At 37.2% G+C, this 11903-nt stretch carries 11 protein-coding genes; 10 read left to right on the forward strand and 1 reads right to left on the reverse strand.

What is annotated here, in order from left to right; translation table 11 throughout:
• Positions 1 to 9 precede the first annotated feature (9 nt).
• Positions 10 to 996 (forward strand): formylglycine-generating enzyme family protein, encoded by a 987-nt coding sequence (locus KQI49_RS01070; protein ID WP_216485952.1) that lies wholly within the window; start codon positions 10 to 12, stop codon positions 994 to 996.
• A gap of 501 nt (positions 997 to 1497) precedes the next feature.
• On the opposite strand, the gene KQI49_RS01075 is transcribed toward KQI49_RS01070, so the two are convergent.
• A complete protein-coding gene (locus tag KQI49_RS01075) occupies positions 1498 to 3174 on the reverse strand; it encodes a peptide ABC transporter substrate-binding protein (RefSeq protein ID WP_216485953.1) in 1677 nt (558 codons plus the stop codon).
• 226 nt (positions 3175 to 3400) lie between these two features.
• Between KQI49_RS01075 and KQI49_RS01080 the strand changes: the two genes are divergently transcribed.
• The 9 genes from KQI49_RS01080 (at position 3401) to KQI49_RS01120 (ending at position 11803) form a co-directional block, all read left to right on the forward strand.
• Positions 3401 to 4675 (forward strand): Gfo/Idh/MocA family protein, encoded by a 1275-nt coding sequence (locus KQI49_RS01080; RefSeq protein WP_216485956.1) that lies wholly within the window; start codon positions 3401 to 3403, stop codon positions 4673 to 4675.
• 49 nt (positions 4676 to 4724) lie between these two features.
• A complete protein-coding gene (locus tag KQI49_RS01085) occupies positions 4725 to 5690 on the forward strand; it encodes a LacI family DNA-binding transcriptional regulator (protein ID WP_216485958.1) in 966 nt (321 codons plus the stop codon).
• A gap of 401 nt (positions 5691 to 6091) precedes the next feature.
• Positions 6092 to 6571: a PTS N-acetylgalactosamine transporter subunit IIB gene (gene agaV / locus KQI49_RS01090; protein WP_216485960.1), complete on the forward strand. Its 480-nt coding sequence runs from the start codon at positions 6092 to 6094 to the stop codon at positions 6569 to 6571.
• Positions 6572 to 6663: 92 nt separating this feature from the next.
• Positions 6664 to 7425 carry a PTS N-acetylgalactosamine transporter subunit IIC gene (agaW, locus tag KQI49_RS01095; RefSeq protein ID WP_216485962.1) on the forward strand — a complete coding sequence of 254 codons (762 nt, stop codon included), beginning with the start codon at positions 6664 to 6666 and terminating at the stop codon, positions 7423 to 7425.
• A complete protein-coding gene (locus KQI49_RS01100) occupies positions 7415 to 8233 on the forward strand; it encodes a PTS system mannose/fructose/sorbose family transporter subunit IID (RefSeq protein ID WP_216485964.1) in 819 nt (272 codons plus the stop codon). Before agaW ends, KQI49_RS01100 begins: the two co-directional genes overlap by 11 nt.
• A 114-nt stretch (positions 8234 to 8347) precedes the next feature.
• On the forward strand, positions 8348 to 8764 hold the full coding sequence (locus KQI49_RS01105; RefSeq protein ID WP_216485966.1) for a PTS sugar transporter subunit IIA: 417 nt from the start codon (positions 8348 to 8350) through the stop codon (positions 8762 to 8764).
• A gap of 137 nt (positions 8765 to 8901) precedes the next feature.
• Complete coding sequence (locus KQI49_RS01110; RefSeq protein ID WP_216485968.1) at positions 8902 to 9618, forward strand: GntR family transcriptional regulator; 717 nt, start codon at positions 8902 to 8904, stop codon at positions 9616 to 9618.
• A 71-nt stretch (positions 9619 to 9689) separates the two neighbouring features.
• Positions 9690 to 10859: an SIS domain-containing protein gene (locus KQI49_RS01115; RefSeq protein ID WP_216485970.1), complete on the forward strand. Its 1170-nt coding sequence runs from the start codon at positions 9690 to 9692 to the stop codon at positions 10857 to 10859.
• An 80-nt stretch (positions 10860 to 10939) separates the two neighbouring features.
• A complete protein-coding gene (locus KQI49_RS01120; protein WP_216485972.1) occupies positions 10940 to 11803 on the forward strand; it encodes an HAD family hydrolase in 864 nt (287 codons plus the stop codon).
• Positions 11804 to 11903 lie beyond the last annotated feature (100 nt).

Below are 11903 nucleotides of genomic sequence, written 5' to 3' on the forward strand. Positions count from 1 at the left end.
GCTGAACTCATGCTGAATGATGAAAGGCAACATGTGAAAAGTTGTTGCAGTGCTAGTCGGGAGTCCGTAGAGCAATTAGATAAATCTGTGTCGGCAGAAAAAAATAAGTCGATAACAAGACAAGCCATTACTGATCGAAGTGAAGATATGATCCTTATAAAAGGTGGCTCATTTTTAATGGGAACGCATGATCAAGAGGGATTCCCAGCGGATGGTGAAGGACCTGTTCGACAAGTCATTGTTGATGATTTTTATATTGATCAATCGACAGTGACAAATCGAGAGTTTTTATCGTTCGTTAATGAAACAAACTATATCACTGATGCGGAAAAATTCGGATGGTCTTTTGTTTTTGAATACTTAATAAGTGAAACGACTGCATCTCGTGTCACTCAAAGAGTACAGCAAACCCCTTGGTGGTGGGTTGTTGAAGGAGCAGATTTTAAACATCCAGAAGGACCAGATTCTTCGATTGATGGGCGGCTTGACCATCCGGCGATTCATATTTCTTGGAACGATGCACAAGCATATTGTCAGTGGGCTGGAAAAAGACTTCCTACTGAAGCAGAGTGGGAATATGCTGCCCGAGGAGGACTCACGCAGAAGAAGTATCCTTGGGGAGATGAATTAACTCCGAATGGGGAGCACTTCTGCAATATATGGCAAGGCACTTTTCCACATGAAAATACCCAAGAGGACGGTTACTTTGGAACAGCTCCAGCAGAGTCTTTTCCACGGAACGGTTACGGGCTTTACAATATGGCAGGTAATGTATGGGAATGGTGCGCTGACTGGTTTACAAGACATCATAAAAATGAAAGGCCATTAGAGAATCCGAAGGGACCGCAAAATGGTTCTACCCGAGTGATGCGTGGAGGTTCATATTTATGCCACCATTCTTATTGTAACCGATACCGAGTAGCAGCACGTACCTCGAATACCCCAGACAGTTCATCAGGAAATCTTGGATTTCGATGTGTGAAGGGTCTTAATTAGAGTTTACTGATGATGACATGGGTGTAGGAAATCTGGGGTAAAAAAACCTGATTGGTGTTCTGCCGATGAAATGGGCGTGGAAATCCGGTGTGAAAGACCATAATTGAGGCTATGCCTATGAAATGGGCACGCAAATCCGGAGCAAAAGACCATCATCAGCGTAGCCATTCAAAGGAATCTCCACTTACTATAAAATTAAGTAAAAAAATAATCCGAACGCTGATTTATAAAGAAATCGGCGTTCGGATTTTCTTATTGTTTAGCGTACTATAACATTAAAACTTCTGTGGATAATTTTATACTGAAATTGGCCACGTCCAGCGCAAGGCGCCCAGCAACTAGCGAGACTTCCTTCGCCTCCGTACGATAAGTCAACATCGGCTCACTACGTTCACCGTGTTTCCTTTATCTCCTACGGCTCAGTCCAGTCCGTACGTTGCTAAACGGGCGCCCCGCGCTTTTGTTCTACTTTCATTCTATGTCTGGTTTTCTTTGAATCTATTAGTTAACTTTAGCCCATTTATATTCATACGTAGGCCCGATTGGATTGGTAATGACTCCCTCCATTTTAGGGTCGACGAGCATGGCAACGAATTCCTGATAAACAGGGGCAATAGCTGCGTCTTCGAAAAGTATTTTTTCAGCTTCAATGAAGTTGTCATATCGCTCTTGTTCTTTGCCAGGCTTGGCGAGTTCATTTTGTGCTTCTTCCATTAATTCATCATATTTATCGTTAGAGTAACCCATCAAATTGTTTTCCCCGTCGGTGATCCAGAGACTCATGAAAGAGTATGGATCCAGGTAATCTGGGCCCCAAGCAGAGAGTTGAATATCATAATCCATATTATTAGCTAGATCTAAAGCTTGCTCTCCAGGTACTTCTTTTAGCGTTACATCGAGACCATCAAGATTAGATTCTAGTTGATTGACTAGATACTCATTCATTATTTTTGAAGTATCACTGTCACTACCGAGGAACTCTACTTCAATTGAATCCTCGCCTAGTTCTTCTAATCCTTTTTCCCAATACTCCTTAGCTTCGTCAACATTGTACTCGACTAGGTCGCCGTTAGCTTCTCTGATATCTCCATCCCCATCTGGTAGAGGTGCGAAATCTTCAGGTATCAATCCATTGATGGCAAGTGATCCATCATTCAGTATTTCGTCTGCTAAGGCTTGCTTATCAAAGGCACGGCTGATGGCTGCTCGAATATTTTCATTTTCTAAAGCTTCATTACGAGTTTGATTTAATTTTAAGTAATACGTCACAGGCTTTGATCGTGTAGCATACTCTTCAGATGATGCAAATTGATCAACAAAATCCGAATTGAGCTCAGTTCGGTCGATTTTCCCAGTCTCAAATAGATCAACTGATGTACTGACGTCTTTGACGACTTCATATGTTAGTTTTTCTAGCTCAACTGTATCGGCATCCCAGTAATCTTCATTTTTGACGACAATCCAAGAATCGCTTGTGCTTTCCCATTCATCTATTTTAAATGGTCCGTTATAAAGAAGAGTGTCAGATGTCTGAGCATAATCATCGCCTTGCTCTTTAATGAAATCCTCATTCAATGGTAAGAATGTACCAAACGTCATAAGTGATTCGAAGTAGGGAACAGGCTTTTCTAAATCAACAACTAAAGTATAGTCATCTTCTGCGGTTACCCCCAATTCATCTACATCTTTATCACCTTTACTAATGTCTTCAGCATTTTTTATGACTCCGTTCATCATGTAAGGACCGTATTCGGAGCCTGTTTCAGGATCTACCGCTCTTTTCCAAGCATAAACAAAATCATCTGCTGTTACTGGATCGCCATTTGACCATTTGGCATCGTCACGTAGGTTGAAGGTCCATTGCATACCATCATCGCTTTCTTCATGATCAATGGCAATGCCTTCTTTCACTTCAGCATCTTCACCTAGTCGGTAAAGCCCTTCCATTGAAAGACCTAAAAACTGAAAGGAAGCCTCATCGGTCGCCATTGAAGAATCCATCGTAGGAATTTGGCTCTTTCTAGTAAGGTTTAAGACTTGCTCTTGTTCTTCACCAGTTGTGTCATCGCTTTCATTTGTTGCGACTTGTTCATCTTCGCCTCCTGAACACGCAGCGAGAGCCATAATAAAACAAACGCTTGTAATCACTAGTAGTAATGTTCTGAACCTTTTATTCATAGTAACCTCCTTGAATCATTTACTAAATTATTTACTTAACCCATATAATACATTAAGCGTTTTCTTTTTGCAATTCTAATTTAGAGTTTTATAAATTATCTTATTTATGTTAAAATAACGTTATTATTATAGAATACAGTAAATTTAGTTAATGTCACTATGTTTTAATGCATTTCTAACAATATGTTGAGTAAAACATTTACTAAAAAGGAAAAGGGGTTTTTATATGCAACCAACAACTGCGATTTTAATTGGTGCTGGTGACAGAGGAGCAAGAGCTTATGCGCCTTATGCTCTTGACTATCCAAATGAACTGAAGATAGTCGCTGTCGCTGAGCCGAATGATGAAAGAAGGGAAAGAATTAAGGTCGAGCACAGCCTTTCAGAAGCAGATTGTGTTTCTTCCTGGAACGAAATCTTCAACATGGGAAAAGTAGCTGATATTGCTATCATTTGTACAATGGATCGACAACATTACGAGCCAACAATGAAAGCGTTGCAACTAGGCTACCATGTCTTGCTTGAAAAGCCGATGTCTCCCGATCCAAAAGAATGTATAGCCATGGAAAAACAAGCTGAAAAATATAATCGTCAATTGACCATCTGTCATGTGCTAAGATACACCGAATTTTGGACCGCAATCAGAAATATCATTGCTGAAGGCACGATTGGTGATGTCGCTTCTTTACAACTTAATGAAAACGTTGAGGCTATGCATATGTCCCATAGTTTTGTACGCGGGAACTGGAGCAATAAAGAAGAATCGAGTCCAATGATTTTACAAAAGTCCTGCCATGATATGGATATTATTCGTTATGTTTTGGATAAGAAATGCGAACGTATCAGTTCATATGGTTCACTCATGCATTTTCGTCGTGAAAATAAACCTGAAGGTGCGCCACTCTACTGTCTCGACGGTTGTCCGGCAGAAGACTCGTGTCCTTTCCATGCAGGACATTATTATCTTGGCGAAGGACGGGGCTGGGCTAAAAAGTTTACTGAGGATACTTCTAATGAAGGAATCATCAACGCATTATATGAAACAGATTACGGTAAATGTGTTTATCAGCTTGATAATAATGTTGTGGACCATCAAGTCGTCAATATGGAATTCGAGGATGGGGCAACTGCAACGTTCAGTATGTGTGGCTTTACGCGAGAACAGACCCGTATTGTACAAATTATGGGGACCAAGGGAGAAATACGTGGAAAAATGGATGATAATCAAATTTCCGTTTATGACTTTCTTACCAAGCAGGAGACCATTATTAAATTTAACCATCCGACTGGAGGACATGGTGGTGGAGACAGAGGGATTATGAAAGACTTCTTATCTGATATTAAACGAACAGATAAGCGTGAAAGCATCTCATCAGCAAGTGCTTCTCTTGATAGCCATTTAATGGCTTTTGCGGCTGAAGAATCCAGATTAAAGAAAGGTACATCAATCGAATTGGATCAATTCTACAATGAACTATCTAAAGAATACACTACAAGTTAAATATGCTAGAATATAGGAGAAATGAATCGATAAGGGAGAGTGGAATATAGTGTCCACTATTAAAGATATAGCAATCAAAGCAGGTGTTTCTTCTGCTACAGTATCTCGCGTGCTCAACTATGATATGACACTTTCTGTCACAGATGAAACGAAGAAGCGTATTTTCGAAGCGGCCGAAGCATTGTCCTATAATAAACATACTGTAAAGAAACCTGTTGGTGGAAAAATTGCCGTGGTGCATTGGTATACGGAAAGTGAAGAGCTTAATGATCTTTATTATCTTTCCATTCGTTTAGGTGTCGAGCAACGATGTAAAGCGCTACAACTCACCCCAGAAATGTACTTTTTTGAGGCAATTAACGATATCCAAGCAGACCAAATTAAAGGGATTATTGCTATTGGTAAGTTCACATCGAAACAGGTGAAAAAACTACATGGAATTTCACCGAATTTGGTTTTTGTTGATCAATCACCTAATGAGGATAAATATGATTCCGTCGTTGTTAACCTTGAGCGTGCTACGAAAAAAATACTCGATTATTTTATTGCTAATAACCACGTGCAAATTGGATTTATTGGTGGTAAAGAAAATATACGAGAAAAAGCATTTAGCGAGAAATTAAAAGAAGAAAACCTGCTTGATTGCCGTTTTTCCTATGTAGGTGCCTTTTCTGTCGATGAAGGCTATCGTTTGATGAAAGAAGCGATCGAAGAACATGGAGGAAATTTGCCCACAGCCTTTGTTATCAGTAGTGACGTGATGGCTATCGGCAGCCTCCGTGCTCTACATGAATATGGCATCGCTGTCCCTGGCAGGGTTAGCATTATGAGTATTAATGATATATCCGTTTCCAGACATCTCTATCCCCCGTTAAGTACAGTTCGCGTTTTTACAGAACTAATGGGAGAAACAGCAGTGGATTTAATGTTGGAACAGCTGCAAGGAAGAGACATAGCTAAGCAAGTCGTTATTTCGACTGAGATTGTTTATAGGGAAAGTGTGAGGAAGTTGTAGTTGTTTTTTTATGTTCATTTTGTATAGTAGTTTTTCAGATGAAAATCCAAACAGAAGCTAAATCTGCTTGGATTTTTTAATGTTATCTTCCGTAGTTTGGTAAATTCAAATAGAGATGATGATTTGTTGTTTTTAAAACTAATTCAAAATAAAAGTACTAGTATTATGACAGGTAGCGTATAGTAATTTTAAGAAAGCCTTTACATTAAAATATTTTTAATATATAATTTAATCAAGTGGTAATTACCACTTTGTGAATAGCTTAAAATATTAATTCTATTGTTTGTATTAAATCTAAGATAAATGTTTCAAGAGAGGAGGTTAACTTATCTGGTTATGACAACATAACCACCATGCAAATTTATTAAAAAATTACAGTAAGAAATCAGAGGAGAGATATTATGTCAGGTCCAAATATTTTATTAACAAGAATTGATAATCGATTAGTTCATGGTCAAGTAGGAGTTACCTGGGTTAATCACCTTGGTGCAAATTTATTAGTTGTGGCAAATGATAAGGTTTCTGAAGATGAAGTACAACAAAATCTTATGGACATGGTATTGCCTGATACCATTCAAGCACGTTATTTTTCTTTACAAAAAACGATTGATGTTATCCATAAAGCGTCGCCTAGACAAAAGATTTTTCTTGTTGTTAAGGATGTACAAGATGCATTGAAGTTAAAACAAGGTGGAGTACCGATTGATGTGTTAAATGTAGGAAATATGCATTATGAAGAAGGTAAAAAACAAATATCTTCTACAGTTTCAGTTAATGAACAAGATATATCAGATTTTAAAGAATTAGATAAATTAGGTGTAAAACTTGATTTGAGAAAAGTACCAAATGATAGAGGGCAAAATCTTTTAGACTTGCTGTGAATGTTATAGATTTATTCATCCCTTCATTCTTTAAGAGGCTTCTAACTTAGTAGAAGCTTCTAAAATAAAACTTTATAAAAGGAGGTATTTTAATGTTAATGGAAGCGCTTTTAATCGCCTTATGGGCAGGTATTATCGGGATTGACCTTTATGTTGGTTTAACCCACATTCACCGCCCAGTGGTGAGTGGATTAGTTGTTGGATTAATTTTAGGAGATGTGACAACCGGTTTAATAGTTGGGGGTACATTAGAACTCATTTGGATGGGGATGGTTCCACTTGCAGGAGCCCAGCCACCTAACGTTGTAATCGGTGGGGTTATTGGTACAGCATTTGGGATTATATCTGGTCAAGACCCAAATGTAGCTGTAGGGGTAGCTATTCCGTTTGCAGTGGCAGTTCAAGCTTTAATTACTTTGTTTTTTACAGCTTTCTCTCCAGTCATGCATAAAGCAGATGAATTTGCTTTAAACGCTAATTATCGAGGGATAGAGTATATTAACTATCTAGGTATTGCTATTTTATTTGTATTTAACGCATTAATTGCATTTCTGCCTATTTACTTTGGTGCGAATCAAGCAGCAGCTATTGTTGAATCTGTCCCTGAATGGATTATTGACGGATTAGGTGTTGCTGGGGGTATCCTACCAGCTATTGGATTTGCAATGTTGCTGAAAATTATGTTGAAAAAAGAATATATTATGTTCATGATCGTAGGGTTCGTATTAGCTGCCTACTTAGAATTACCAATATTGGCAATTGCCTTAATTGGTCTAGCGATTGCATTGTATGATTTCTACAAAAGTAAACAAGATCCACCCGCTCGAGAGGAGGAAATAACAGATGGTATCTAATTATGAATATCAGGATACAACTCCAAGTGAAAAACTGAATGCGAAACAACTAAGAACGTTAACGTACAGATCTTTACTTCTACAAGCATCTTTTAACTACGAAAGAATGCAGGCTGCTGGTTGGTTATATTCCATTCTTCCAGGATTAAGACAAGCGCATAAGAATAAAAAAGACTTAAGTAAAGCAATGAAAGATCACTTAGAATTTTTCAATACACACCCGTTTCTAGTTACATTTATCATGGGAATTATTCTCGCAATGGAACAAAATAAGGAAGATAGGGAAGTAATTAGAGGGATAAAGATTGCGACAATGGGTCCCTTAGGTGGAATTGGAGATGCTCTATTCTATCTAACTTTACTTCCGATTACAGCGAGTATTGGTGCTTCCTTGGCAATAGAGGGAAATATACTAGGACCAATTATTTTTATAGTCGTATTTAATATTATTCACTTCGGTACTCGTTTTGGTTTAATGAAGTTCGGTTATGAAGCAGGAGTCAGTGCTATTGCAAAATTAAAAGAAAGTACACAACAAATCTCACGTGCAGCTTCAATTGTAGGTTTGACAGTTGTCGGTGGACTTATAGCGACATTCGTTGCATTCGAAATAGACTATGTTTGGGTTTCTGGTGAGGCAGAGTTAGACATCCAAACAGAAGTCTTGGATGATATCATGCCAGGTCTATTACCAATTGTGTATACTTTATTAGTTTATTGGCTATTAAAACGAGGACGCTCTCCTTTATTATTAATCGGGTTAACCGTTTTAGTAGGTTTATTAGGAGCTTTCTTAGGAATAATGTAAGACGACATACAAATTTCATATTATTGAGTAGAACTTAATTTTAAACTATGGAATATATTTATCTCTTAAGGGTGGGTATATTCCATAGAAAGGTTGTTAGAAAGGATGGTTTAAATGATTGGTTTAGTTTTGACAGGACACGGTGCTTTCCCGAATGGAATGTTAGAATCCATTCAGTTAATTACAGGAGAAATTGATCAAATTAAAGTAATCCCATTTGAAAATGATCAAAATAAATTACATGAAGAATTAGAAAAGGCGATAGAAGAAGTTGATAATGGAGATGGAGTAGTTTGTTTTACAGATTTAGCGGGAGGTACGCCTTTTAATGTAAGCAGTAAATTAGCAGCTGAAAGAGAAAATGTACGAGTTATTGGAGGAACCAACTCTCCCATGCTTTTATCAGCTGTGTTTCAACGTGAATCAGATCTTAATTCATTTGTAGAACTGGTATTAGCAGAAGGAAAGAATAATATAAAAGAGTTTAAAATGAAAACTGTAAAAGAACAGGAAACCAATGATGGAATTTAGTCAATAGATCTTCGGTATCGAACGATTTTTTATAATAGAGAATTTAAAAGATATGGTGTCATGATTGTCTTTTGCTAAGATTGAATATATAATGAGATTTGATATGCAGCTAGATGGTAGTGAGGTGGGGGATTCACATGGATAAAACAAGTAAGATTCCTTTATATTTACAATTAATGAGGGAACTCATCAAAAAAATTAATGAAGGAACTTACGTAGAGCATAACAAGCTTCCCTCTGAACGTGAGTTGTGTAATATATATGAACTCAGTAGAATTACAGTAAGGCAAGCATTTCAAGAACTTGAAAGAGAAGGATATATTTATAAACTTCATGGAAAAGGCACGTTTGTCGCACCTAAATCATATAATCAAAAATTAGTTAAACTTTATAGTTTCACGGAGGAAATGAGTAAAATTGGAAAAAAGCCAACCACAAGAGTCCTATCTTTTAATAAAATCACTATAGATGAACGACTTGCTGAAAAAATGGAGTTAGAACCACTAGATAGTGTCTATCAAGTCACTCGTCTACGTTTAGCAGATGGCGAACCACTCATGTATGAAACCTCATTTTTACCATGTAGGGTTTTTCCGAATTTAATAAAAGATGAACTAGTGAATAAACCAATGTATGATATTTTCTCAGATAAGTATGGCGTTGTTGTCACGAAAGCAATGGAGCGTTTTTCAGCTACAACAATCCGTCACGAAGAAGCAAGTCATTTAATGGTGAGAGAAGATCACCCTGCCATGCTTGTAAAACGTCTTGCCTATTATAATGAGACGCTAATTGAGTATACGACGAGTGTTGCACGAGGTGATAAGTTTTATTATACAGTGGAACTAACTTAAAGAAATCATGCATATTGCTTTAACTGGTTATGACAACATAACCATGGAAAACTTTAACAGGAGGAATATCGATGTTTAATTTAACTAAACAGGATCTCGAACAAAATAAAGCGATGAATACAGCAACAGAAATTTTTCAACAGCCAGAAGTATGGCAAGAAATGATTGATTCGCTTCTTGAAAATAGTGACTCAACAAGGGGCTTTATTAAATCAATCTATGAAAAACATGATTCTGTTCGCGTTATTTTCACTGGGGCTGGGACTTCTGCATTTGCCGGTGATACCCTTGTACCTGAATTAAGACGTCAGAGTCAAGGCCACGTTCAGTTTGAATCCATTGCTACTACAGACCTGGTTTCAAATCCAACTGAATTTTTATATAAAGAAACACCTACCATACTCGTATCATTTGCACGTTCTGGGAATAGCCCTGAAAGTGTGGCGGCTGTGAATCTAGGGCAGGATATTGTTGATGACTTTTATCAAATCAATATCACCTGTAATAAAGATGGTAAGTTAGCTGTTAACTCAAAAGATGATGAAAACAGTTTAACTATTTTAACTCCAGAAAAAGCACACGATCAAGCGATGGCGATGACAAGTAGCTTTTCAAGCATGATTATCGCAGCTTATTTTGTATTTACACCGAAAGAATTTACGAAAGATACGTTTGCCCATGTGGTTTCAAATGCGAATCAATTAGTAGAAAATATTGGCGTCACCCTTGATGATATAGTTGAGACAGACTTTGAAAGGATTATTTACCTAGGATCTGGTTTGCTTTCTCAGTTATCTCATGAAGCAGCACTGAAAATGCTTGAATTAACATCAGGTCAAGTGGTTGCAGTACATGAATCTTCATTAGGTTTCCGTCATGGTCCTAAGTCTATTTTAAATGATAAATCGGCAGTTGTATTGTTTATGTCTCAGGATCCTTATACTCGCAAGTATGATATGGATATATTAAGAGAAGTTACTGCTGACGAATCAAACTTAAATGTTATTGTATTAGTTGACCAGGCTGATGATGAAATTAAAGAACTCGCCAATTGGACGATTGAAGTAAACACAGAAGAAAAGACCTTTGATAGTGATTTCGAATTAGCATTACTGTACGTAGTATTTGCTCAAGCATTAGCAATGAGAAAGTCTATACAACTTGGCATCACCCCAGATAATCCAAGCCCTACCGGTCGAATTAACCGTGTGGTAAAAGGTGTGACAATTTACGAGAGATAATTTTCTTTATTAAAAAATCAAGCGGTCAATAACTGCTTGATTTTTTAAATTTTAACAAGTAAATAAAGGTGGTTAGGTGTATGAACATCAAAGCAATTGCATTAGATATGGACGGAACTCTTTTAGATGCAAATAATAAAATACATGATAATCTAGTAGAAATTTTATCGGAAATCCGCCGTAAAGATGTGAAGGTATTCTTGGTAACTGGTAGAACATTCGAGGAAATAGAGGAAATTATACCTGATCAGTTTCCGTATGATGGTGCAGTCACTTCTAATGGTATGGGATGTTATATCGGAGAAACGGAAGTCATGCAACATCACTTAGATAGCGAATTAGTGAAAGAAGTCATTCAGCTAGCGCAAACACATCAAATTTATTATGAAGTCCATTCTATTCATGGGGGACGACACGCTCTAGAAGAAGATAAAAAAGTGTTACAAGCTGAAATGAAACAATCTACTCCAGACACATTAAAGGAAAATGAAATCCAGTCACGAAAATGGGCTATTAAATCTGGAATCAGTTGGGTTGAGCGCTTAGATTATAGTAATATCGTAAAAATATACTTCTTTAGCATGAATTATGAGAAAATGAACAAATGGAAACAAATTTTAGAGGATGTGAAACAACATAAACCTTTTACAACTTCCTCTTCTTCTCTTCATAACGTAGAAATAATGAAGGAGGGTGTCAACAAAGCTACTGGCTTAAGGATTTTGCTTAATAAGCTTAATCTTTCAGAAGATGAATTGATGGCCATTGGTGATGGAGAAAATGATCTACCGATGTTCGAATTGTGTTCGTATTCGGTTGCAATGAAAAATGCGCCTGATGTGGTTAAAAAAAGAACGAGTATCGTTACTCAAGAACCTTATGATAATCATGGTTTATATCAGTTTTTAAGTGAAATTACTACGAGCGGCTTGTTAAACAATTAATAAGTGAACTAACATCGAACCTATGCTTTATTTGATAGGCTCGATGTTTTTTTTATGAATAAATCTATGACTTTTGTTTGAACGAACATATTTCCCTCTT

This window comes from Virgibacillus sp. MSJ-26 (assembly GCF_018918075.1).
In the GTDB taxonomy this organism is placed as follows: Bacteria; Bacillota; Bacilli; order Bacillales; family Amphibacillaceae; genus MSJ-26.